This is a genomic window from Bacteroidota bacterium (genome assembly GCA_016721765.1).
GTDB lineage: Bacteria > Bacteroidota > Bacteroidia > UBA4408 > UBA4408 > UBA4408.
Map to the genome: position 1 here is coordinate 265,024 of JADKHO010000001.1, position 24,132 is coordinate 289,155.

The following is a 24,132-nucleotide window of genomic DNA, read 5'->3' on the forward strand; positions in this document are numbered from 1 at the left end:
TAAGGATAAAATAGGTTGGCCATTTTTTTTGAAACACATAGGATCATAGGAAACATAGGTTTGGACTATGTGTCTATGTGGCTATGTGTTTATTTTTTACCGAATATATTTTGAAACACATAGGATCATAGGAAACATAGGTCTCACAAAGGGAAATGGGTCCTAATTAAATTTTTCGACTTAAAAAATGTGCTTCTATTTCGGATTTTGAAAAGGCGTTAAAACACATTTCTTTGGTGAGCATGCCTTTTCGTGCCACGCAGGTTCCGTAATACATGTCGTGGTATCCGGTTGTTTTGTGCGCATCGGGATTGATAGAGATTTTTACCCCTTTTTCCAAACAATAGGGTATCCATCTCCAATCGATATCTAAGCGGTAGGGATGGGCATTTAATTCCATAATAACACCATTTGCGGCGCAAGCATCAATTACTTTTTTATGATCGATGGGATATGCTTCGCGCGATAAAAGTAAGCGACCTGTTGGATGGCCAAGTATGGTAGTGTATGGATTTTCAATTGCCTTTATGAGGCGTGAGGTGGCCTTCTCTAAATTCATTTTTAAATTGGAATGCACCGATGCCACAATAAAATCAAAGGTTTTAAGAATTTCCTCTGGATAATCCAAGCCACCTTCATTTAAAATGTCGGACTCTACGCCTTTAAAAATTTTAAAAGGAGCCAATTCGATGTTGAGTTTTTCAATCTCTGCATGTTGGGCAATAATTTTATCTTCCTTCATCCCGCTGGCGTAGAAAGCAGATTGAGAGTGATCGCAAATTCCTAAATATTCATATCCCAATTCTTTGGCATAGCGGGCCATTTCTTCCAAGGTATTGTTGCCATCGCTATATTTAGAGTGGTTGTGTAAAATACCTTTTAAATCTTCCAAGCGAATGAGCTCGGGAATTTTATTCTCTTTCGCTAAGTCAATTTCCTGCATACCTTCCCGCAGTTCCGGTTCAATAAATTGCAAGTTGTTTTGGGTGTAAATTTCCCTTTCATTAGTTGCTGCTTGACCTAGTACAATTCCTGATTTTGCAATATGTTCAGCCGTTCCTGTTCTTAAAAAAAGTTGATTAAAAAAATCTGTTTCGGAGCAACTTGTAATTTCAATTTGAATTCCAACAGGGTTTTCAAATTCGCTGACATCAATAGTTGCAGCGCTTACGAGCAGTTCAATTTTTTCAATGATTTCACATTTTCTGCGCAATGCGCCGATAAATGAAATATGTTTGGGCTGATACTTTTTTTGAATAAAATCAATCAACTGCAATCCCAAGGCTTCGGCTGTTGCATAGTGAAATTTACCAGCGCTTGCCATTCTAAATTCAATGCCTTTGCGCACCAGTTCTTGCGTTTTAGCGCCAAAGCCTTTCAACTCCACCAATCGGTTTTCATTGCAGGCGTAGAGCAACTCACCTACGGATTCAATTTCCAACTCTTTCCAAAGTGCTTGTACCTTTTTGGGTCCGATTCCTTTAATGCTGAGCATATCCACCACCCCCGCAGGTGTTATTTCTAACAGGGATTGAAGTTCCTTGGTGGTTCCGAGTTCAATGAGTTCTTTAGCTTTTGCAGCAACACTTTTTCCAATACCTTCCAAGCCTTCCATTTCGGCACTGCTGAGTGTAGAAAGTTCTTTATCCAGTTTATCAATTTTGAAAGATGCATTCAACAATGATTTTATTTTAAAAGGATTGTCGTTGTGCAACTCCATTAACTGTGCGGTGAGTTTTAATGCATCGGCTATGTTATCGTTATTCATGATACTTTACATCTATTGTTTGCACCCAAAATTAAAAATTATAGTGTTACAGGTTGAATTTAAATGGAACGCGGAGGGCGCGGATTGGGCGGATTTTCGCTGTGCTTATTTTAGTAAGAGGCAGTATGAAACATACCTCTTACAATGAATTACTTGCTTTTAGAACTAATCTTGCTTCCGTTTGAAAGACGCTGAAAATATATTCTATTCCGGCAAACGCTCTCCTAATACCACAGTGGAATAGGGCGATAATTTAATTTTATTTTTAGTGCGCAGGTATTTGGCAGCACTCATAAATTCAACATCTTCGTATTTTAATTCGCTTTCCGGCAATTCAAAAGTAACTTCTTTTTTGCTCAAGTTGTGAATCACTAAAACCGAATCGCCTTCCCACACACGAAAAAACGCACACACATTAGAATTATTAATTTTTGATTTAGCAATTTCTCCGGAGCGCATAAATTCATTTTTTGCACGAAATTGTAGCAGCGATTTGTAGTGGTGCCAAAAAGAAGTGCTATCCTCCATTTGTTGCTTTGCAGGAGTAACGGTATAATCGGTGGTAAAACGAGCGGTCATCCATGATGTTTGTGATTTATCCGATTTACCTTTATCCCACAAAAATGGTTCACGAATATTTTCATCCGGCTTTTGCCCATGCATGGCTATTTCTTCACCATAATACAGGTAAGGTGAACCCGGCAAGGTAAGCAACAAGGCAGCAGCCATACTCGCTTGATTGATGTCCCCGTTGAGGTCGTCCATAACCCGATTTTGATCGTGGTTGCTTAAAATAGTGGCATCAATAAATTCGGGATTATTTTTCAGATACAGTTTTCGAATACGAATTACTTTATCAATTAAATCAAGAGCTTGCTCGCTTTTTGCGGATTTTTGCAAAGCTATTCCCAAGTCGAAATTAAAGCAGGCACTTAATGCATTCTTTAAGTATTTTGCAACCACGGTATCCTTATTCATCACTTCACCCACCAAGTATACATTTTTCTTAACTGGGTCGAGTGCAGCTCTGAATTCTTGCCACCAAGCCACATTTTTTTGCACTTCAGTAGCATCGTAAATATGTTGCGCTGCATCCAATCTAAATCCGTCCACATCGGTCTCCTCTAACCAAAACTTGGCGATGCTAATCATCTCCTCCCGTACTTTAGGGTTATCGTAATTTAAATCTGGCATACCACTCCAAAAAAAGCCATAGTATTTTTCGTCTCCTATATTTTTTTTGTTTTCATCTTTAGGATAATACCAATTCGCACTATCCTTCAAGTGCTTTGAATTGCTCCACACATAATAATTTCGGTAAGTATTATCCTTCCCCTTTTTTGCTTCTAAAAACCAAGGATGCTTCACACTGCTGTGGTTGGGCACCAGATCAGGGATAATCTTAATATTTAATTTATGCGCTTCCTTTACGAGCTGCTTAAAATCTTCCATGGTCCCATATTCCGGATCAATTGCCTTGTAATCGGTTACATCGTATTTATGATAGGTAGGAGACGGACAAATTGGAGTGAGCCAAATGGCTTCAATACCTAAATCCTTTAAGTAATCTAATTTAGCGGTTATGCCGTTTAAATCACCAATTCCATCGCCATTGCTATCGGCAAAGGAGCGCACAAAAATTTCGTAGCTCACTCCATACGGCCATTGTTGGTATTTTTTTCCGGGGATTTTCATTTGCGCTTTTGCAACAAAAGTTGACATAAGAAATAGTGCTAAAAATAGGTTTTTCATTGTTTTGCTTTGTTAATTTATTAAACAAAAAATGCTTCAACGGTGTGAAGCATTTTTTGCATTTATGTTTACCCTTCAAAAATTAATATCCGGGGTTTTGTGATAAGTTTGGATTGGCATTGATATCTGAATTAGGAATAGGGAAAATATTTAAGAATGAACCCACACCTTGTCCGTTTACTGCGCCTCCTTTGAAAGGCCATAAGTAGCTTCCATCGGTAAACTTACCATAACGAATTAAATCTGTTCTGCGGGTTGCTTCCCAATGCAATTCTCTAGCACGCTCATCCAAAATAAAATTTAAATCAATTGAACCTACGTTGTTAGAAGCATTGCCAAAAGCTCTTTCTCTTAAACTGTTTACATAACCAATTGCAGTTCCAAGGTTACCACCACCACCTCTTAACACAGCTTCAGCATACATTAAGTAAACATCCGCCAATCGGAACATTGGAAAATCAGTATCCACATATTTTTTAGTAGGGTCAGAGCCAATTGCTCCAGTTGAAGTAATGTTTTTGTATTTAGCTACTGCATAGCCATCTGTGAAAACACTAATGGTATCAATTTCCACATCCTGTCCCTTTTTAAAGAAAAGGTAGCGTCCGTCGAGTGTATCGGTAAAAAGGTTCACCAAATTTTTTGTTGTGCGCAATCCAGCCCAAGCATCTACAACACCAAAATCACCGGTAGTCATTTTTCCACCAATGGATGCATGAATGAGGTAAGAAGTGCAACCATAAGTTTGAGTATTTCTTCCATCTGCATTAATTGGGAATATGATTTCATTGGATTTGTTATTATCAGCAAGAAACAAATTTTTGTAGCTTGACTCAAGTGAATAGCCGGAGTTTATTACCTTTTCACAATTTGCAACTACATCGCCATATCGCGCTTGACCGGTGTATACTTGTGCATTTAAATAAAGTCGGGCAAGTAAGGTTTGAACCGCAGCTTTATCCGCTCTTCCATATTGATTTTGGCGTGCATTGGTCATATCTCCTTCAATGGATAGTAATTCGCTTTCCACATAATCAAATATTTGTGTTCGCGATCCGTATTCAGGATTGAACGCTCCTGCTTCATCCTCTTCAGTAATAAAAGGACCACCTCCAAACAAGTCTATCAAATAATAATAGGTCAAGGCTCTAACAAAACGCGCTTCATTTCTGTAAGCTTTAATTTTGTTTTTGGTATCCTCATTAAAGCCACGTTCGTCCAATTTACTATCGGACGATTCTCTAATAAATTCATTGCACATAGGTATGGTGAAATAAATACGGTAATACATGTATTTCACCCATACGTTATCACTCGACCATGTCATGTTATGCAATTCAGGAATTCCGGCATCGTTCCATCCGCAAACAGCTTCATCTGTTGTTAATTCCTGCAAATTCCAAAGCACACGAACTAAACCTGATGAACCTTCATCAAAACCGGTAATATCCGGTTGACCGGCAGGGCCTTGATTTCCGGTAAGTACAAAGGACCCGTATATTTTAGCTAACACGTGAATATAATTATCGGGATCATTATAAACGGTTTCGCTGTTTAAGCCATATTTAGGCTTATAGTCTAATCCCTTTTTACAGGCAGAGAAAGGGAGTGCCAACATTACAAGAAAAGCTATTGAAACTATGATTGATTTTTTCATGATCGTAGTATTAAAAAGTTAAGTTTAAGCCTAAAGAATATACTCTTGGACGCGGATAGATTCCATTATCGATACCGCCGGAAACTTCCGGATCAAGTCCGGAGTATTTAGTTATAGTAAGCACATTTTGAACAATCAAAGATGCTTTTAACGACATATTTGTTTTTGCCAGATTTCTAAATGTATATCCACCGTTCACATAGTCCAATTTTATAAAATCAGCCTTTTCAACAAAGTAATCCGACAAGAAATTAGTTGTAGTTACTTTTTTCAAATGCGAATCATAATAATCGCTGGTGATGTTATTGGTGTAGTTTTTAGTTCCATCCACATATCCAAAATTACCTTTCTCAGAGTTCACATTATTGTAAACATAATTGCCTCTTTGTCCGCGCGCTGAAAAGCCAAGGAAAAAGTTCTTGTAGGTTACAGAAGAGTTAAATCCGAATAAAATATTTGCTTCCGGATTTTTATAGATATAACGGTCATCCGGAGTAATCTTTCCATCTCCATTAATATCTTCATACGCAATTACATCCTTTGTTGGACTTCCTGTACCACCAATAGGGTAGCCATTTTCGTCGTATTTTTGTTTGTACACATAAAATGAATTGGCTGCATAATCAATGGAATGCACTTGGATTAAATTTCCGGTACCGCCTGAAATTCCACCTACAATAATTCCAATACTATTCGGATCATCGTTCAAGTATAATTTAGTAATCACGTTGGTAATATAAGTGGCATTAAGACCAACTTGCCATTCGAAGTTTTTATTTACTATAGGCACCAAATTTAACACAACCTCATAGCCGCTAATCTCTTTTTTACCTACGTTAGCATTTAAGTTGTTGCTAAAGTTAGCCCCTGCCGGGATAGGTGTTACAACAAAAAGTTGATCGGTATTTTTCTTGAAATAATCAAGCGCTACAGATATTCTTCCATTATAGAATCCGGCATCAATACCAAAGTTGTAGGTTGTAGTGCGCTCCCATTTACGAAGTTTATTAAATGCAGCAGGGCGTAACAGGTAATAAAACTGAGGGTTTCCATTAGCATCGTATCCAAACTGATATTGCGCAGTGGAAGTTCCTTGAGAGTAGTTCGCTATGTAACCATAGTTATCCAATCCATCTTGTTGTCCGTTTATACCATAACCCAATCTAAGTTTAAGGTCAGATAATACCTTTACGTTTTTAAGAAATTTTTCATCTTTAAGTCTCCATGCAAAAGCCGCAGATGGAAAATATCCGGCTCTTTCTTCTTCATAAAACCGGGAAGATGCGTCTCTTCTTAAATTAAATGTGAATAGGTATTTTTCGGCGATGTAGAAATTTAATCTACCAAAGTAAGAACGAATACCGTAATCCTCTTCAGAAGGATTTGGGCCTGCGGGAGTAACCGTATCGCCCAATGCATTTAAGCTTGCAAAAGTTGGTGTTTTTGTGTACCAATACTGCTTAGAATATCCGGCAGTAAAATCCAATCTACTGTTGATTTTCGGAATTTCTTTTACATAATTAAGATAAGATTCAAAAAGGTAATTATCTTTTAATTGTTCGTATTTTGTATCAGAACCCTTTTGATTAAAATTAGAAGCTGCGGTTTCAGGAATGAAAGTAGTACCATGGCTTCGGGCAAGATCAGTACCCGCATTTACATGCACTTTTAATTCTGGAAACCAATGAATTTTATAATCCACACCTAAGTTTCCAATAAATCTGTTTACGTATCCAATATCATCTTTCTGATACAAAAGCCCTACAGGATTTCGCGCCGCAAGCGAGTTGGGAAGACCTTTAGAGTTTGGATCAATCCACTCAAAATAATTTCCATAATCGGAAGGAACTGCATTTTTAGGAGTGCGTGGCTTATAGCCGATTAATGTAGTATCGGAATAAACAGGCATGGTTGGATTGTAGGTCAATGCTCCTCCAATTGCACCTTGATCGGCAAACCAACTCTTTGTATTTGCAAATTTGGTACTCAATTCAATTTTTAAATGATCTTCAAGGAAACTTGGATTTAAATTCAAGCCGATAGATTTTCTGTCCATTTGTGAACGTTTCAATATCCCTTCTTGATTGTAGTATCCAATGCTTAAACGATAAGGTAATTTTTTAACACCGCCCGAAATGGAAACGTTATTATCGGTTCCCCAAGCCATGCGGTAAATTTCTTTTTGCCAGTCGGTGTTTGCAGGACCTAACAATTTTTTCTGATTGGCTGTACCACTATCTGTTACCAAAGTTCTGAACTCATCGGCAGACAATACATCCACATATTTAATGATTTTGAAAGAGAGGTAGTCGTACTAAAATCAACGTGAATTTTCCCATCACCTACTCCTTTTTAGTGGTAATAATAATTACACCATTTGCTGCTCTCGCACCATAGATAGCTGCAGCTGATGCATCTTTCAAGATGGTCATATTCTCGATGTCGTTTGGATTAATCAAACTGAGCGGGTTTCCTGAACCGTTAATTGTTCCATTGTCGATTGGCACACCATCAATAACAATTAATGGGTCGTTGCTGGCATTCAAAGAAGAACCTCCACGAATTCGAATTCTGCTTCCGGAGCCGGGCTGTCCGCTATTCGGAGTAACTTGCACTCCAGCAACTTTTCCGGTAAGCAATTGCTCCGGTGTTGCGAAATTACCTTTGTTAAAATCTTTTGCACCCACTGAGGTTACAGCACCCGTTAAATCTTTCTTTGCGGTTGTACCGTATCCTACCACCACCATTTCCTTGAGCCCAATTGAGCTTTCTTCCATTTTAGTATCGATGGTGATGCTTTCGCCGTCTTTTAAAGTAACTTCTTTTACTTGTGTATCGAAGCCCACAAATGAGATGGATAGTTTATAAACTCCGGCGGCTAAATTGTCAATCTTAAATTTTCCGTTTAAATCCGTAACCGAACCAACAGTTGTACCCTGCACTGAAACTGAAACGCCGGGAACTGTTTCTCCTTTTTATCGGTAATTGTACCACTTATACTTCCCGTTTGGGCCCATGCGTGCAGCATCCCCGAGAAGTACAAAAACCCAATCAGCAAAAATCTTGTCAAGTAATTTGTCCTCATTCTTTGTTTTTGTATTTAAATGTTAATAAAAGTGAAAATCTTATCTGAACAAACATAAAAAAAAAAAAGTGAATGCAAAGTTAAATTACAACACTTTAAGCCCCCTTTTGTTCAATGGCTTAAAATCAACTACGAACGAATTATTTGCTTCGTTATCTGATGAAAAATAATTAAAATACTTTTGCTCAAAATTTAACGATGCTAAAGCTCTCCTATTCACCTTATACGCTTCAACTTTTACATCCATTTACCATTGCGACAAATACTCGAAACAGTACGCCAATTGTGTTGGTGCAAATAAAATACGAAAACTTAATTGGCTATGGTGAAGCCTCCATGCCGCCCTATTTAGGCGAATCGCACGAAAGTGTTTTACGCTTTTTAGCGAAAGTTAATTTGGCGAAATATGATTTACCTTTTGATTTAGCAGGCATTTTAACAGAGATAGACAAAATTGAAACCGGAAATACAGCTGCCAAAGCTGCAATTGATATAGCATTGCACGATTTGGTCGGAAAAATTTTAAATACACCTTGGCATAAAATTATTGAAGCAGCTCCTGAAAAGATGCCCGAAACCTCCATGACGATCGGTATCGACAGCATTGAAATGATAAAGAAAAAAGTAGCAGAAGCCAATGATTTTAAAGTGTTGAAAATAAAATTAGGCCATGAAAACGATAAAAAAATAATTGAAGCAATTCGTGAAGTTACAGATAAACCAATATGTGTGGATGTAAATCAAGGATGGAGCAATAAAGAATTTGCCCTTGAAATGATTCAGTGGCTGAACGAAAAAAATGTACTTTTTATTGAGCAACCTCTCCCGAAGGAAATGCTGGGAGAAACCGCAGCTTAGTGCCAGAAGCCCTTTGCCCATTATTGCAGACGAAGCAGTACAACGATTAGATGATATCGAAAAATAAAGGTGCCTATCATGGTATAAACATAAAACTCATGAAATGCACCGGGATGCGAGAAGCGCATCAAATGATTCAAAAGGCAAGACAACCTAAGTTGAAAGTGCTGATTGGATGCATGAATGAAAGCAGTTGTGCAAATTTAGCTGCCGCACAACTGGCGCCTTTGGCAGATTGGGTGGATTTAGACGGACCGTTTATGATTTCAAACAACCCGTTTAAAACTCCCGAACTTACGCATGGAAAATAGTTTTATTCGCTTTGCCCGGGATTGGGCTTGAGTTGAAATAATATAAATTTGTAGCCGATTAAGTATCGCAGTAATTTGATCTGAAAAATAACCATGCATAAAAAATGTGCCCGAAGATTTAGGTTTCGGAACAAAATAACGGGTAGAGAACAGCGGATGATTAACCGTGACGGGTCTTTTAACGTAACTCGTAAGGGCAATCGTTTTGGGATACCTTTAATATTTATCACTCACTCATTACCATGAGTTGGAGCAAGTTTTTAATTTTTGTTTCGCTCTTTTATATTGGTGTGAATTTAATTTTTGCCTGGGTGTTTTACCTTATCAGGATGCAGCATTTGGCAGGAGCAATGGGAGCTACAGAATTAGAAAAATTCTTTGATGCCTTTTTCTTTTCTGCACAAACTGTTACTACTTTGGGTTATGGTAGGATTAGTCCGGTTGGATTTTGGGCAAGTTTTGCAGCCGCTATTGAAAGCATTGTTGGCTTGATGAGTTTCGCCATTATTACCGGATTAATTTACGGACGCTTTTCCCGACCCAAAGCGCGAATTATTCAAAGTAAAATGCGCTTATAGCACCTCACAAGGATATAAATGGGCTCATGTTTCGCATTATAAACGGTAAGGTTAATCAATTAATTGAAGTAGAAATTCAAGTGGTTGCAGCGCTTGAAATAATTGAAAACGGACAACCTGTGCGGCGATTTTTACCTTTGGAATTGGAGCGAAATAAAATTTCACTTTTCCCAACCAATTGGACAGTTGTGCATCCTATTGACGAATTGAGTCCAATAAAAACATGAGCGCCGAAGAATTTAAAAAGCGCGATGTTGAATTCTCCATTTTACTCAAAGGATTCGACGATAGTTTTTCACAAACCGTATATTGGCGAAGTTCTTTCAAGCATTCCGAAATTTGTGTGGGAGCAAAGTTTGTGAATATTATAAGCAACGAAGACGATGGAAGTGTGAGCATTGATATGTCGCGCTTCAATGATTTTGATTCCGTGGCATTAAATAAAAGCGAGTATTTAACATTACATAAATCAGCAGAAATGCTATTAAAATAAATAACATGAAAATTAATCATACTGCAAGTGAGCGCTTTTTAAAATACGTTCAAATTGATACCCAATCGGATCCGAACTCTTCGTCGCAACCCCAGTACCGAAAAACAAAAGGATTTAGGAAAAGTGCTTGTTGCCGAATTGTTGGAGATGGGAATAAGCGATGCTGCGCTCGATGAACATGGGTATGTATACAACACTTCCTTCTAACACTACAAAAAAATTCCAACGGTTTGCTTTTGCTCCCCATGGATACATCTCCCGACTGCAGTGGAAAAAAATGTGAAGCCGCTGGTGCATAAAAATTATCAAGGTGCGAATATTGTGCTACCAAAAGATAAAACGCAAGTGCTTAAAACAAGCGAGCATCCCGACCTGTTAAACAAGTTGGGGCACGATATAATTACTGCTGATGGCACTACTTTGCTTGGCGCGGATAATAAAGCCGGTGTCGCCGAAATTATGGATGCAGTGCATCACCTGATAAAAAATCCGGAAATAAAACATGGTACCATACGCATCCTTTTTACACCCGATGAAGAAATTGGAAGAGGGGTTGAAAAAGTGGACATGAAAAAATTAGCAGCCGATTTTGGCTATACGGTGGATGCGAAGCTTAGGGCATTTGGAAGATGAAACATTTTCGGCCGATGGTGTAAGCTTACCTGTTAATGGCTTAGCACACATCCGGCTTTGCAAAAAACAAAATGGAGAATGCAATTAAAATTGCAAGTAATATAATTTGTGCATTGCCCGCGATAAAGAATCTCCCGAAACAACAGAGCTAAAAGAAGGATTTATTCATCCGACCTCTATCAATGGCTTGTTAGAAAAGTAGTCATAAAATTCATTATTCGTTCGTTCACCAATGAAGGACTTATTGAACTTGAAAATAAACTTAAAAGAACTGCCGAAAAGGTGTTATCGCATTATCCAAAATCAACTTTAAATTTTGAAGTGCAGGAACAATATCGAAACATGAAATTGGTTTTAGATAAACATCCGCAAGTAACTGAATACGCCATGGAAGCCATGCGCAGAAGTGGTTTAACGCCAACTCAAACAAGTATTCGCGGCGGCACCGATGGTTCACGTTTATCATTTATGGGATTGCCGTGCCCTAATATTTTTGCAGGTGAACACGCCTTTCATTCCAAACTCGAATGGGTAAGTATTCAAGACATGAATAAGGCTGTTGAAACACTTGTAAACCTCGCCGCCATTTGGGAGGAGCGCGCCTAGCTTATTGCTTCACTAATTTTATTGTTCGCTGCTCAGTGTTAAGCTTTAGCTGAAGATAGTAAATCCCAGCCGGTGCATCGCTCAGGTTTATCAATTGGTCTGAGCCGGGTTGCCTTTCATTTCTTTACTTTTGCACTTCATCCCCTATTAAATTGTAAACTTTCCATTCGGGACGAATCCCGGCAACAGCAGCACGCAAATAAAACTTCCCTTCATTACTTGGATTAGGGCGAATGGAAATGGATGTCAGTCCTGAAATTGACAATACATCTGTTATATTCACATATTGAGTTAATGAATTGCTTGAACAACCACTTGCATCCGTGATTTTTATATAATAATAACCACTTTGAGGAACCACATATGTTTGCTGAATGGCACCTAATATTGACGTATAATTTACAGAATCGCTACTGTAATACCATTGGTATTGATTGGCAACACTTGCTTGCAAAGTGTCGTTTATAATACTAATAGTTGGAATTGACGGTGCATTTGTAAGCACAGAAATCGTTGTTGAGCTTTTAGCTAGCAAACCACTTTGACTCACCTTTACTTTGTAGGCACCACTTAGTTTTGCGTAATAAGTAGCAGATGTTGCACCGGGAATATCCTGATTGTTTAATTGCCATTGATAGGAATAGCAGGCAGTTCCATTTCCTGCGATTAACAAAACAGAATCACCTTGGCAAAATGTTGTTGCACCCATCGCTGCAATACTAGGTGTTTTAGTGAGCCCTCCCTTACCCAAATGGAATAATTACGGGCTTGTAGCTGCATATATACTTGACTGCTTCCATTCACAATAGCATAGGAAAAGAAGAATTTCCTAAAATATCAATCAGGGTATCTCCAATCGCCAAATTAAATCCTCCGCCTGTATTTACTTGCTGATCCACTTTTAGTTGAAGTCCCGAAAAGTTTATGGCAACAATTGCATCCTTATTCTGCGCACAACCGGCAGTTCCACCACTTAGTTGATAAATCAAGCTATTGGCAGAAGCACCCGAAATAAAATTGGCGGCATAAGGAGTTCCAAATCGATTTAGGTAATCTCTATTTGCTGAGTTATTGATGTACTTTCGATTAATTTCAATGAGTTTGTCAATTTTATTTTTGTTGCCTTGTGAGTTGTTAGCTGTATCATAATAGTCGGTATAATACACCGACGGCGTGCCCACTTTGTTATTGGTAAGGATATAGGCGTAGGCTAACATTCTATCGTTATCCACCGCTTGAGAGGCCATTCTAAAATCATGATTATTAACAAAAGTTCCTGCATTTTCGGCATTTCCACCGGCTCCATCCACAATTCCGCTGGTAAAAATAGTACGTGCATCATAACCAAACGCGTCGCAAGCATCGCGCAAAGCACCTTGCAAACTAAAGTCAAAAACAGCAGGTTTAATTGCAGCTTGCGTGGCTGCATTCATATTGCTTTTCACATTATCAACCCAACCCTTAAGCACAGCCGGATTGTAATCAAAGAACTCACCAATGTACAAGGGTGGGTCTATGCTGTTGGTGTGCAAAAAGTCGAGCATGTCGCCCACAAATTGTGGTGAAAAATGTTTCACTGCATCTACTCTAAAACTCCTTGCACCAACACCTGTCCACATCCATTTAATCCATTCAAAAAGGGTATCGCGTGTTGCAGGAACATTTTGATCGTAATCGTAATAAAAATCGGGAGAATCAAAATCCCCGCACAGGCAAGTGGGATTACCATTGGGTTTAAAATTAAGTTTGCTCATTTGACCTCGCGTTCCTCCAAATTTTGTTCGTGTCCAATATTGAACAGTATCCTTAATATTTAAGCTGTTGTTAGCATCCCACAAGCCATAAATATATTGATCGGCATAATCTGCATTCGGGTTGTAAAGCGACACATAAATCCTATCGCCTGTTGGATAAAAATCAAGTGAATCTAACACCAGCTCAAACTCATCAATTCCACAACCGCTATTGTCAATTGTTGCGAGTGTAGTAATTCCAATTTTTATAGTATCATGATTTTGTCCACAGTCTCCACCCCAATCACAGCTGACTCGGTTCGATCGGGTAAATTTTTCTTCCCTACTTTACCAGTGTAGGCTAAAACTGTATATCCTTTATTGTAATAATCGGGGCTTTGGGAGGCCGAACGAATTTTAAAATAATAGTGACCTGCCCCTCTTCCAGTAGCGCCCCCAACCGGAATTACCATTAATACTCGGTCGGAAGGATACGCTCTATCACCACTATTGTGCTTTGCTAAAGTGTAATTTTTTATCCACCCTGCTACAGCTTCATTGCTTTCGAACTGGCCTCCATCGCGGTGGTTAAATACCATATCACTCATCACGCGCAACCCATTCGAATTATAGTTAGCAACGAGTGCATCAATTTTTACGCGCGTACCAAAACCTGTTTTGTTGGAAATATTTCCCAAATTAAATAAGTCTCTTACATCATACCCATTACTATACGCGCCAGAATTGGCGAGGCTCGTGGGAGGTAACCACACATCTGTAAAACCGGCATTACTTAATTCCTTTGCTTTAAAATTCATCGTATCAACCCAATAGGCGCCTTGATTGGTTTTAGGAAAATCCCAATACCAACCTTGCAAAATAAATTTTTGTTGTGCTTTGAGTAAGTTGGCTTGAATAAAAAGGAGTAAAAAAAATGCGCGAAAAAGTTGTTTCATATATGATTTTGAAGCTAATGAATTAAATAATTGTATGTCTTATTCTTTATAACTTTATGGACGTAAGTTTGATTCTTACCAATCAATTTTACAACATAAAGTCCTGAAGAAAAAACCCTTGAGTGCCTCAATTGGTATAACCGTTTTTGCAGCACTTAATTCCAGTGCCTTTGCAAAAATCAATTTGCCGCTTAAAGTATAAATTTCGAGTTGTGCCGTTTCATTTGAAGTGGTATTTACCTGTATTTGAAACACCTCCGAAAAAGGATTGGGGAAACACGCAACATAGAAGCTTTTTGTAGAAGGAGAAAGTGCTATTGCTATTGTTGTAGAATACGTGAAGGCACCATTAAAATCGGTTTGTTTTAAGCGGTAATATACCCTTTCATAACCGCTATTTGCAACCGATTTATCTGAATGAAAATAATTGAGTGTGAAGTTTGAATTTCCTGCGCCTTTTTGTTTTGTGATGATTTCAAAATGAATTCCATCCCAACTTCTTTCCAGCGTAAAATAATCGTTGTTTTGTTCGGTAACGGTAATCCAATTTAAGTGTACATCCTGCTCCATTAATTTCCCGGTAAAGGATACTAAATTTATTGGCAATGGACTTCCATTTCCCAAACCGGTAAATTCGCTAAAGCTGTTAATGTTGTTCCAGGTAAAAGTATTACTTGCTGTATTTACACTACCGGTTCCTTGCATAAAAGCAGCACCACTGCCTCCACTACCTACCCATCCATACGAATTGTATTTAAAGGGAAATAAAATAGCTTCCGTTCCAATCACATCGGCATCCACATAAGTGTAAACAGCATTATAGTCGGGCGTTGTTACACCACTTGGTGTAATGGGCCAATAGCGAGTAATATAACTGGTAGCTGTTCCTTTTTGGGGATGTGCCACGGCATAAAGCTGTCCATCGGTAAATGCACTGCTAAGGGTAGTACCGGCATTATACGTGATGTTCATGGGTGTATAATTAGTATTATCGCCCACAGGAAACAAATAGCTGACACCGGTTGATGGCGTATAACGCCTAAAGGTTCCATTAACGGCCGCTTTATAAGCAAGAAGATAACTGCTTGCACTGCCACCGGTAAGTGTACCTGCTCCGGATGTGGTTCCAAGGGTAAGCATATTGCCATTCATATCTACTTTACCTGATGTTAGAATTAAATTATTTGTTACAACAACATTGGTTGCCCCGCCAAAAGCAACATTCACGGTAGCTGGAGAAATATCCAAATCATAAAAAGTTTCAGTATTGCTGTTCACAGTGCAGGTAATAATTTGATCTACTGCACCGGTTTTATCGAATACTACTTTATTTGAATTCGGAATAAAAGCGCAAGGAGGCACCGTTACTCCGGCAGGATTAGTACGTGTCCAGTCTCCGCCCACATTAAATGGTCCTGCATTAATAGTAAGTCGTCCGTCGGTAATGGTGAGATTATTACGCAATGCTCTAACTTCATTAATTGTTAAATCCGTATTGGTGTTATTAATATCTACGTTAAAAGGTATGCCGGGTAATCCGGAATAAATAGCCCCAAACGCCCAGGTTTTATCTCCTGCATTTACTTGATAATCGATAGTGTTAGCAAAGCGTAAAGTACTCGGAGGTGAGGAAGAATAATAACAGGAATTGTAAACTACGCTTCCGCCCAAATTAATTTGAAGCACTCCTTGAATGGTGGTTACATTCACACCCAAAGCATCCAAGCCCCAATCCATACGACCATCAGCTAGTGTTACAAGAACATCCTGATTAAAAGTAAGTGTACCGGTTCCAAAATTATTCCATACCGACCGTGTATACCAGGTGGATTGATTTGGGTTTGCACTCGACATAATGGCAAATGAACCGTTTGTTATACCACTGGAATTGTATATGGTCCGCGCACCATTTACATAAATATGTCCAGGATAACTGCTCGAATTATTTCCATCCACACGAAAAGTACGACCATTTAAATCGAGGCTACCTTGATTGATAAATTGAAGCACCGCCACATTGCTTGCCATATTTCCATTTACAGTAATATCGGTGAGGTTTCCGACCACAGCGCTCGGCAATAAATAAGTTCCGGCATTAGGCTTATCAATTACAAGTATATTAAATCGTTCAATTCCGCCCCCCACAACAGTTACCGTTTGGTTGGCAGCACCTTTAAAACTTACAGCCCTGCTGTTGGGATTAAAAACCCCAGTAGCTGCAACGCGTGTCCAATTTCCACCAATATTTAAATCCGCCCCGGAGGTTCCATTCATTTGCAATGTACCGGAGCTAATAGTTAAATCGCCCGCCATGCCGCGCAATGCAGCAGGCATGTTTAAAGTGGTTCCGTTTTGAATAATTACATTATTGGGTACTCCGGTTCCGGCAGTAATAGCACTTCCAGTCCATTCGGTTACCACATTGTAGCTTCCTGTATTATTATAAATAAGTGTGGAGGAAGCGCCATAATTGGGAGATGCCGTAACATTGGCTGTTGAATTCAACTTTAAATTAGCACTTATGGTGGGAATACTAAGTAACGTAGTAGTGGCATTTATAGTTAAGTTTCGGAAAGTAGTTGGCGAGGCTCCGGTTACTGTTCCTGTGCCGGCAAAAATTACTTCTTCGTTGGCCACTCCACAATTGAATGCTCCATTATTTGTAAACACGGCAGTCGCAGTTAGTGTTAAGGTTCTGCTTGTACTCATGTCCAAATGGGCAGCACCTGCATTAATGGTTAAATCCTTACAAACAGCATTTGCATTGCTAATTAAAGGTTGATTTATTGGCGCTGAGGGAATGGTAACATTACTACTCGAAAGAGGAACTACCGGCGGGCACCAATTAGTGGCCACATTCCAATCGGTAGAAGTTAGTCCAGTCCAAGTCATAGCACCGGTACCAATATTTTCATCAGCACCCAAATCAGGTGGATTTTTTCGGGTTTCGTTGTCGTAATCAACTGTTATGACTATTGGCGTACCTGCACCATATAAGGAACAGTTGCCGGATGAGAGGTGCAGATTATTTGCAGTATTTACAAAACCGGTTGTATATTTTTTGAATTTAAATCCTGACTTGTAGCACCTTGGTAAGCAAGTAATGTGGTATATGTATTTGCAATGGCATTCGCCGGATTTGCATAAAAATCGTTGTAATTGGAGGTGAGTGATCCTACATACGACAAGCATTTACTGCCAATACCGGCAGGTGTTCTGTCGTTATAAAAAATATTATTGGTACTGGTTACCGTACCACTTAATATATTTAAAGCATAGCTATTCCCATTCGTTCCGAACTGGCACCTGTAATAACCAACGAATTAAAATACACCGAATAGGTTCCGGCACCTTCTAGACTGATGCAGCGGTAAGAGCAGGAATTTGTGATACCAGTTCCCAAACTTATCATGTTGTTGGAAACTTGTGCATTGGTTGCCACCACCTTAATCCCAAAGGTAAAGTTGGTTGTTTTATTATTGTTTCCCAGGTCATAAATTAAATTCCGGCTAATAATGGGAGTACCGGTTCCAATGGCTCGAATACCAATTACATCCCCATCGGCACTTGCGGCGGGATTAATTAATGAATAAATAGTGTTTTGTGAAACCGTTTCGCTCACACTGGTATATATTCCCACTGTTGCATCAGCAAGCACACCGACGCCCGAATTAACACAGTTTCGAATGGTATTCCCGGTAATGGAAGTAGAGCCGGAATTATTTATTATACCCCAAACAAATGCATTGGTTCCGCTGGCAGAATAACTCAAGTTGGCAATCGTATTGTTACTTATTGCACTTACTGTACTTCCCGAAATTTGTTGAATTCCCACAAGTGAAGTTAAGTCGGCTGACCCAGTACCTGTAGTATTTAAAATACTATTTCCCAGTGTTGTACTTCCTATAACATTAGCGCTAATAGCAGCAGTACCGGCAGCGATTCTAATACCGAAAAAAGCTAATAGAATGTGTACCTGAACTGTTGTTCATGAATATTCCCGAAACCTGATTATTTGAGATGGTAGCGTTGGAACTGGCTCCCAGCACTGCAATACCACATGCCACTCCTCCTGCGCCGGTGGCAGCGGTTCCAATAGAAATGGAACCCATGGATGAATTAGAACCAATCGTATTTCCGGCAACAGTACCAATGTTTACTAATCCGGATTCTATTACTATTCCGGAGAAAACAAATGGTGCAGACGATTTATTGGAATTGGTTAAAAATGAAATGTTGGCAATGGTATTTCCTTGCAGCGATGAAGCTGTACCGCTTGTTGCGGTATTAATGTCGATGGCCGAAATTTTATTTCCAAAGGTGCTGTTGCTGATTGTCATTGCACTACCACCACAATTCACGGCCGTTCCACCAATAAAATTATTGCTAATATTAAAATTAACTCCATTTCCACCGGTTATTCGAATGCCATAATAATAATCGGCAGCTGCAGCAGTAGAGGTCTTTGTATTTGTCCAATAAATACTATTTCCGGTAATTGTCCAATCGGTATTTGCGCCATTGGTGAGTTGAATGCTGGCACAAAGCGCAGTGTTGGGAGAGTAAACATTTAAAATTTGATTATTGTTGATGTTATTGTTCGAATTCCATCTGGCAGCAGGAGCAACGCCTCCGCTTGTTCCAAATGAATTAATGCCAAACACCGGATCACCATTGATGCTCATGAAGGATGCAATTGCTAATAGTGTTATTGTCGTTACCCTGCAAAAGCGTTCCATCTGCCGAACTAAAATATACCACTGCCGCATTGGATTGATTGGAAGAGCCCTTTAAGGTACAGTTGGTAATGGTATTGCTACTCGCATCATTAATAAACCGAATCGTGCCGTTTGATGCTGCCGCACTAGTATTTTCAATTATCAGCGAGTTTCCACCACTATTTAATCCATTTATCGTCACATTGTCGCAGCCATTCAAATCAATCATTTGGGTAGTAACGCTTCCGCTGATAGTTCTTGCTCCTACCGGTGTAACGGTTATACTGCTATAACTGGAGGTTGCCAAATAACCACTTTGATAAAGTGGATTTAATCCATTCTCTGTAGCTACATTCGCCATAATTGAAATAGTAATAGCACCTTTATGAGTCCCGGCATTGATAGCCGCAAATGCACCAGCAGCCTGAGTGAGGGAAGTATAGTATGCTGAACTTACGGGAGTTGTTCCGCTCACCAAAATGGGTCCAACAACTACTGATTGTGTATAAGTATAATTATTACCGCTATTATCTAAATATTCTAAAGTGGATAGCGAGCGATTCGATTCCGAATCGGCATTCAAGCTAGCAAGCGTTCGGGTGGAGGTAAATGCATAGTAATACACCACCGTCCCTGTAGCTTGTATTGGAATAGTTGCAGTCCATGCAGTACCAGCTCCTGTAGCTTGCACCAAGAAAGTGCTGGTAGTAAAATCATTCGTGGTTAAACGGTATCGAATAAAAATGTTTTCACCCGCAGAAGGTGCGGCACTGGTGGTGATTGGAACTGTGTAAGAACCGTCTCCGTTTAAAGTTTGAGCTCCAAAAGCCAAGGTAACCGGGGCATTTGAGGTATAGCCAATATAATAAAATGAATTTGCGCATCCAACATCCTGAAGCACTACAGTGTACCTCCCTGCGGTTCCCATATTTAAACCCATATCCGAACCTCCTGAGGTAAAATAATTCACCGCAGTAATTCCGTTTAAAGTTCCTTGAAACACAGAAGGAAAAACCCATTTCCGTGTATACTGTCCGGTATTACCGCAAACATCTCCATTTGTCAATAAAAAACCCCCGCCACCTCCACCGCCACCGGTCATATTACTTGGAGCAAAATCTCCTCCTGAGGATTGTACATTGCAAATGGTTTTCCACTGTCCTCGGCCATCGGTGGGATTTGCAACAGTAGTTGAAACTTTGCGATAGTTAAGCACACGATAATTTGCGGAACAATTAATAGGTTGTGAATAGCCCTGCATAGAACCAACAATGTTCACTCCTCCAGTACTTCCACAGGTTGTAATATTTTGCGCCGCACTCTTTTGATATAAAAGTAGGCCGATTATAAAAATAAGAAAGCCACACTTTCGAAAAAGAGGAAATGCGCGAAGCATTTTATTTATTTTTATGGTGTGATCTTGGCTCAAATTTTTGATAGGCAAAAAACAAGTAAATATATAAAATTGAAATGATTATCAAGTACCGCTTAGCGAATTTAAAGAACCCAAACACCTAAAAAATTTGATTCTAGCTTTTCAATTTGATATTCTAACTTCGTGTTTTAAAATATACCCAAACTATGACTACACAAAACTTTCAGAACCACAGTACACTTAAGTCTCTCAACAAATTAAGTATAGCATTTTATGCCTCCTTACTAATTATGAACATTCTTGCGCAAGCATTGTTCATTCGCTCGCTATTTGCTGCCAGTGGTAGAATGGAAGCCTTATTACTGGTTATTATTGCAATCTCTTTTGTGATGGCCTATTTTTTATTTCGTTCTTATTCGCTTAAGGCACAAGACAGAGCGATTCGAGCGGAAGAAAATTTAAGACATTTTGTGTTGTGCGGAAAGTTGCTTGATGCAAGATTAAAAATAAATCAAATTGTGGCTTTGCGCTTTGCTCCTGATGAGGAATTTTTGCCGCTCGCCCAACGTGCTGTTACCGAAAACTTAAGCAATACGGATATAAAAAAAGCAGTAAAAAATTGGAAAGCCGACTACCATCGCGCTTAATTTTTTCTTAATTCAATCCACAAAAAGCTATGAAAATAGTTGTGTTTACCGGTGCCGGAATAAGTGCTGAAAGCGGATTAAAAACCTTTCGCGACAGCGATGGACTTTGGGAACAATATAAAATTGAGGATGTAGCCACACCACATGCTTTTGAGCGTAATCCGAAATTAGTATTGGATTTTTATAATGAGCGCCGTAAGCAGGTAATAAAGGCTAAACCCAATTCCGCACATTTTGCTTTAGCAGAGTTAGAGTCGAAATACGATGTACAAGTTATTACACAAAACATTGATGATTTGCATGAACGGGCCGGTTCAAAAAAGTGTTGCATTTGCATGGCGAGATTCTCAAAGCACGCAGCACTTCTGATGCTGCATATATACAAAAACTCGAAGGTGATACACTCAATTTGGGCGACTTGTGTCCGAAAGGGGCTCAATTAAGACCTCATATTGTGTGGTTTGGAGAGGCAGTTCCTCAAATGGACCGTGCTTGCGAAATAGCTGCAACAGCAGATATATTTATTGTAGTGGGAACTTCCCTAAATGTGTATCCGGCTGCCAATTTATTGAATTATGCTCCCTTAGACTGCCCAATTTATTTGGTGGACCCCAATACGATTTCTGCCAGTATTGGAACGCAAGCAAAACACATAAAGAAAAAAGCCGGAACTGGTGTTCCGGCTTTAGTAAAAAGGCTTTTAAAAAATATTTATTGAGTAATCACTAACTTTTTTGTTGCTACTCGAGCGCTTCCTTCAAACAAAGAATAAAAATAAATTCCCGGTGTAAAATCAGCTGTTTCCAAGCGAATTGAACCTAATCCGCTGAGGTTTGATTTTTCATAAACTGTTTGCCCTAACTCATTTGTTATTACCACAGCCGATTGTTTTGATGCAGCAACGTCATATTTTAAGGAAACAAAGCTAGATGCTGGATTTGGATATGCATTAATTTTTGCTGAAGTAGCATTCAAATTGGCATTCTTTACACCCAGTGTTCCCGAATATAAAATAACGGTGATAGTGGCTGTATCGTTTGCATTGGCTGTATTCACGAATTTATATCGAGTTGTAGCAGTACCCACTTCATAATTGGGGCGAAAATAAGAATGAAAATAACCACTAATGGTGTCGTTTGCATTTACTGACAAAGGACTGAAAGCCACGTTTACCATTGGCAAATAACATACATCCCAGCAAAATAACTTTCTGATTGTCCGGGAAACTGGTTAAACACTCTTGAACAACCAATAGACAGAGCATTTGAGGAGAGATTTATTACATCCACATCATACTCATAAGGATCCAAGCTAGAGGTATCTACCACATCACTAAAAACTCCGTTTGTAACGTCGTTTCCATTTAAATCAATTAGTTTGAGGCTTTGTGCCTGTGTAAAAGTAGTGCCTAAAAAAAGTGCAGCAGCAAGTGTAAAGATTGATTTCATGTATTAATTTGGGTTAAAGAATGTTTGCAAAATTAACTATATTTAGTTGGTAACAAAAATCTTAGCATAATAGTTTTCAAGAAGATGGGTAATTTTTAAAAAATACACCCCACCGGTATGATAATCTCCAAAATGCACTACTAACTCATTCGAATATTGTTGTTGTTGTGAATCCATATAAACACATTGTCCATCGAGGGTAAAAAGTTCCAGCCGAAATTCGCCGGAAGCCTTTGTTGGCAGAACTATCCTAATGATTCCTTTGTTTGGATTTGGATACACCTGCACTTGATCTAATCTTTCTTTCCAATCCGGCATGCCCACAACTTTACCGCTGTCATTCACATGAAACAAAAAATATTCATCAGAGCCATTTTGGTAGGTATTTCCTATCACTAAAAAGCCGCTATCTCTTTCATTAATTATTTCATAACCGATATCAATCCCTGAGGAACCATAAGCATTTACCCATAGCAAATTGGCAAGTGAGTCGGTTTTTCCAATTACCAAGTTTAAAGGACCAGAGGAATAGCTATTGCTATACCCAGTAAATACAAATCCGCCATCATAGGCTTCAACAAGCGAAAACAATGCATCTGACTTGATTCCACCAAAAGTTTGTCGAAACAGGCTGTTCCCAAGAACATCAAGCTTTTGTATAAAAAATCAAATGTTCCGGAGGTGCTTGTGCCAGTTTCACCGTAGCTCAAATAGCCGCCATTCTTCAAGGCTAGTATTCCTTGGCAACCATTCTGCAAACTATCACCATACAATTTATCCCATACTACACTGCCGTTAGCATCCAATCGAATTACCTCCACATCGTAACCCCCGGCCCCATCGCTATTGGTATCGCCGGTAATAATATAACCACTATCGGGAGTTTGTAAAACCATATCGGCATAATCGTTAAATGAACCCCCATAATTGCCAATCCATTGTTGATTGCCCAGTGAATCGAGTTTTATAATATAATAATCATTTGATCCACTCATGTCACTTGTAAAACCGCAAGCGATATAGCCTTTGTCGAATGTTGCTTCAATGTATTTTAACGATTGATTTAATGAACCCCCATAGGTTTTATACCACAGTACAGCTCCATTAGTGTCAAGCTTGCACACAAAGGCATCCTCATTTCCTGAGCTTATTTCTGTTTGCCCACAAACAATGAGGTTTCCGTCATTGGTTGTATTGATGCATAGTGCAATGTTGTTGAGTGAATCTCCGTAATAGTTTATCCAAATCAAGTTTCCGAATTTATCAAGTTTTGCTACAGTGTAATCATTGCTCCCCACAGTTGCAGAATCGGCATAACCGGCAATAAAAATGGCACCGCTGGAGAGTTGTCTTATTGAACGTCCTGCATCTGTACCACTCGAACCAAAGATTTTTTGAAAATACACCGGTTGGGCACAAAGAAAACTTGCCTGGGCTAGTAAAATCAGAATAATTTTTTTCATAATAATTGCTTCAAATGTAAGCAATAGCAAGAAACCGACAGCTTTATAGTT

21 protein-coding genes and 3 pseudogenes are annotated in these 24,132 nt (G+C 39.1%); 7 read left to right on the plus strand and 17 right to left on the minus strand.

Annotation, left to right across the window (positions count from 1 at the left end; genetic code table 11):
* Nucleotides 1-166: 166 nt before the first annotated feature.
* From IPP32_01085 to IPP32_01105, 5 genes are all read right to left on the minus strand, one after another.
* A complete protein-coding gene (locus IPP32_01085) occupies nucleotides 167-1,768 on the minus strand; it encodes a DNA polymerase/3'-5' exonuclease PolX (GenBank protein MBL0046684.1) in 1,602 nt (533 codons plus the stop codon).
* Nucleotides 1,769-1,972: 204 nt separating this feature from the next.
* Nucleotides 1,973-3,520: an alpha-glucosidase C-terminal domain-containing protein gene (locus IPP32_01090; GenBank protein ID MBL0046685.1), complete on the minus strand. Its 1,548-nt coding sequence runs from the start codon at nucleotides 3,518-3,520 to the stop codon at nucleotides 1,973-1,975.
* A gap of 82 nt (nucleotides 3,521-3,602) precedes the next feature.
* On the minus strand, nucleotides 3,603-5,177 hold the full coding sequence (locus IPP32_01095) for a RagB/SusD family nutrient uptake outer membrane protein (protein MBL0046686.1): 1,575 nt from the start codon (nucleotides 5,175-5,177) through the stop codon (nucleotides 3,603-3,605).
* Nucleotides 5,178-5,187: 10 nt separating this feature from the next.
* Nucleotides 5,188-7,458: a SusC/RagA family TonB-linked outer membrane protein gene (locus IPP32_01100; protein MBL0046687.1), complete on the minus strand. Its 2,271-nt coding sequence runs from the start codon at nucleotides 7,456-7,458 to the stop codon at nucleotides 5,188-5,190.
* A gap of 61 nt (nucleotides 7,459-7,519) precedes the next feature.
* Entirely contained in the window at nucleotides 7,520-8,119 is a 600-nt protein-coding gene (locus IPP32_01105) for a TonB-dependent receptor plug domain-containing protein (protein ID MBL0046688.1), read from the minus strand.
* A gap of 341 nt (nucleotides 8,120-8,460) precedes the next feature.
* Between IPP32_01105 and IPP32_01110 the strand changes: the two are divergent.
* From IPP32_01110 to pepT, 5 genes and pseudogenes are all read left to right on the plus strand, one after another.
* Nucleotides 8,461-9,431, plus strand: a pseudogene (locus IPP32_01110) (dipeptide epimerase).
* A 242-nt stretch (nucleotides 9,432-9,673) separates the two neighbouring features.
* Complete coding sequence (locus IPP32_01115) at nucleotides 9,674-10,009, plus strand: hypothetical protein (GenBank protein MBL0046689.1); 336 nt, start codon at nucleotides 9,674-9,676, stop codon at nucleotides 10,007-10,009.
* Nucleotides 10,010-10,035: 26 nt separating this feature from the next.
* Nucleotides 10,036-10,236: a hypothetical protein gene (locus IPP32_01120; GenBank protein MBL0046690.1), complete on the plus strand. Its 201-nt coding sequence runs from the start codon at nucleotides 10,036-10,038 to the stop codon at nucleotides 10,234-10,236.
* Nucleotides 10,233-10,502: a hypothetical protein gene (locus IPP32_01125; GenBank protein MBL0046691.1), complete on the plus strand. Its 270-nt coding sequence runs from the start codon at nucleotides 10,233-10,235 to the stop codon at nucleotides 10,500-10,502. Before IPP32_01120 ends, IPP32_01125 begins: the two co-directional genes overlap by 4 nt.
* Nucleotides 10,503-10,507: 5 nt before the next feature.
* Nucleotides 10,508-11,741, plus strand: a pseudogene (gene pepT, locus IPP32_01130) (peptidase T).
* Between the two features lies 1 nt (nucleotide 11,742).
* Here the strand turns inward: pepT and IPP32_01135 are convergent.
* From IPP32_01135 to IPP32_01170, 8 genes are all read right to left on the minus strand, one after another.
* Nucleotides 11,743-11,835, minus strand: coding sequence for a T9SS type A sorting domain-containing protein (locus tag IPP32_01135; protein MBL0046692.1), 93 nt, complete (start codon nucleotides 11,833-11,835; stop codon nucleotides 11,743-11,745).
* A 30-nt stretch (nucleotides 11,836-11,865) separates the two neighbouring features.
* On the minus strand, nucleotides 11,866-12,450 hold the full coding sequence (locus tag IPP32_01140; protein MBL0046693.1) for a hypothetical protein: 585 nt from the start codon (nucleotides 12,448-12,450) through the stop codon (nucleotides 11,866-11,868).
* 91 nt (nucleotides 12,451-12,541) lie between these two features.
* Nucleotides 12,542-13,675 (minus strand): hypothetical protein, encoded by a 1,134-nt coding sequence (locus tag IPP32_01145; protein ID MBL0046694.1) that lies wholly within the window; start codon nucleotides 13,673-13,675, stop codon nucleotides 12,542-12,544.
* A gap of 65 nt (nucleotides 13,676-13,740) precedes the next feature.
* Entirely contained in the window at nucleotides 13,741-14,430 is a 690-nt protein-coding gene (locus tag IPP32_01150) for a hypothetical protein (protein MBL0046695.1), read from the minus strand.
* Between the two features lie 75 nt (nucleotides 14,431-14,505).
* Nucleotides 14,506-17,622: a T9SS type A sorting domain-containing protein gene (locus tag IPP32_01155; GenBank protein MBL0046696.1), complete on the minus strand. Its 3,117-nt coding sequence runs from the start codon at nucleotides 17,620-17,622 to the stop codon at nucleotides 14,506-14,508.
* 76 nt (nucleotides 17,623-17,698) lie between these two features.
* Nucleotides 17,699-18,265 (minus strand): hypothetical protein, encoded by a 567-nt coding sequence (locus IPP32_01160; GenBank protein MBL0046697.1) that lies wholly within the window; start codon nucleotides 18,263-18,265, stop codon nucleotides 17,699-17,701.
* A gap of 109 nt (nucleotides 18,266-18,374) precedes the next feature.
* Entirely contained in the window at nucleotides 18,375-19,115 is a 741-nt protein-coding gene (locus tag IPP32_01165; GenBank protein ID MBL0046698.1) for a hypothetical protein, read from the minus strand.
* Nucleotides 19,099-20,544 carry a hypothetical protein gene (locus tag IPP32_01170; protein MBL0046699.1) on the minus strand — a complete coding sequence of 482 codons (1,446 nt, stop codon included), beginning with the start codon at nucleotides 20,542-20,544 and terminating at the stop codon, nucleotides 19,099-19,101. The genes IPP32_01165 and IPP32_01170 overlap by 17 nt, the downstream gene beginning before the upstream one ends.
* A 185-nt stretch (nucleotides 20,545-20,729) precedes the next feature.
* Between IPP32_01170 and IPP32_01175 the strand changes: the two genes are divergently transcribed.
* Together IPP32_01175 and IPP32_01180 are read left to right on the plus strand one after the other, a co-directional pair.
* Entirely contained in the window at nucleotides 20,730-21,170 is a 441-nt protein-coding gene (locus IPP32_01175; protein MBL0046700.1) for a hypothetical protein, read from the plus strand.
* Nucleotides 21,171-21,199: 29 nt separating this feature from the next.
* Nucleotides 21,200-21,888 (plus strand): annotated as a pseudogene (locus tag IPP32_01180) (NAD-dependent deacylase).
* On the opposite strand, the gene IPP32_01185 reads toward IPP32_01180, so the two are convergent.
* From IPP32_01185 to IPP32_01200, 4 genes are read right to left on the minus strand one after another with little or no spacing between them, the layout of a single operon-like run.
* A complete protein-coding gene (locus IPP32_01185; GenBank protein MBL0046701.1) occupies nucleotides 21,882-22,337 on the minus strand; it encodes a T9SS type A sorting domain-containing protein in 456 nt (151 codons plus the stop codon). The pseudogene IPP32_01180 and the gene IPP32_01185 overlap by 7 nt on opposite strands.
* A gap of 2 nt (nucleotides 22,338-22,339) precedes the next feature.
* Complete coding sequence (locus IPP32_01190; protein ID MBL0046702.1) at nucleotides 22,340-22,618, minus strand: hypothetical protein; 279 nt, start codon at nucleotides 22,616-22,618, stop codon at nucleotides 22,340-22,342.
* A 42-nt stretch (nucleotides 22,619-22,660) separates the two neighbouring features.
* Entirely contained in the window at nucleotides 22,661-23,209 is a 549-nt protein-coding gene (locus IPP32_01195; protein ID MBL0046703.1) for a T9SS type A sorting domain-containing protein, read from the minus strand.
* The gene (locus tag IPP32_01200) at nucleotides 23,131-24,081 is read right to left on the minus strand and encodes a hypothetical protein (protein MBL0046704.1); all 951 of its coding nucleotides are present in this window, start codon (nucleotides 24,079-24,081) and stop codon (nucleotides 23,131-23,133) included. Before IPP32_01200 ends, IPP32_01195 begins: the two co-directional genes overlap by 79 nt.
* Nucleotides 24,082-24,132 lie beyond the last annotated feature (51 nt).

Excerpts from the sequence above, each read along its gene's own strand:
- IPP32_01085 (MBL0046684.1), bottom strand. The coding sequence starts at position 1,768 with ATGAATAACGATAACATAGCCGATGCATTAAAACTCACCGCACAGTTA.
- IPP32_01090 (MBL0046685.1), bottom strand. The coding sequence starts at position 3,520 with ATGAAAAACCTATTTTTAGCACTATTTCTTATGTCAACTTTTGTTGCA.
- IPP32_01095 (MBL0046686.1), bottom strand. The coding sequence starts at position 5,177 with ATGAAAAAATCAATCATAGTTTCAATAGCTTTTCTTGTAATGTTGGCA.
- IPP32_01115 (MBL0046689.1), top strand. The coding sequence starts at position 9,674 with ATGAGTTGGAGCAAGTTTTTAATTTTTGTTTCGCTCTTTTATATTGGT.
- IPP32_01120 (MBL0046690.1), top strand. The coding sequence starts at position 10,036 with ATGTTTCGCATTATAAACGGTAAGGTTAATCAATTAATTGAAGTAGAA.
- IPP32_01125 (MBL0046691.1), top strand. The coding sequence starts at position 10,233 with ATGAGCGCCGAAGAATTTAAAAAGCGCGATGTTGAATTCTCCATTTTA.
- IPP32_01140 (MBL0046693.1), bottom strand. The coding sequence starts at position 12,450 with ATGGGTGCAACAACATTTTGCCAAGGTGATTCTGTTTTGTTAATCGCA.
- IPP32_01150 (MBL0046695.1), bottom strand. The coding sequence starts at position 14,430 with ATGAAACAACTTTTTCGCGCATTTTTTTTACTCCTTTTTATTCAAGCC.
- IPP32_01155 (MBL0046696.1), bottom strand. The coding sequence starts at position 17,622 with ATGCTTGTCGTATGTAGGATCACTCACCTCCAATTACAACGATTTTTA.
- IPP32_01165 (MBL0046698.1), bottom strand. The coding sequence starts at position 19,115 with ATGAGCATCAATGGTGATCCGGTGTTTGGCATTAATTCATTTGGAACA.
- IPP32_01170 (MBL0046699.1), bottom strand. The coding sequence starts at position 20,544 with ATGCTTCGCGCATTTCCTCTTTTTCGAAAGTGTGGCTTTCTTATTTTT.
- IPP32_01175 (MBL0046700.1), top strand. The coding sequence starts at position 20,730 with ATGACTACACAAAACTTTCAGAACCACAGTACACTTAAGTCTCTCAAC.
- IPP32_01190 (MBL0046702.1), bottom strand. The coding sequence starts at position 22,618 with ATGAAATCAATCTTTACACTTGCTGCTGCACTTTTTTTAGGCACTACT.
- IPP32_01200 (MBL0046704.1), bottom strand. The coding sequence starts at position 24,081 with ATGAAAAAAATTATTCTGATTTTACTAGCCCAGGCAAGTTTTCTTTGT.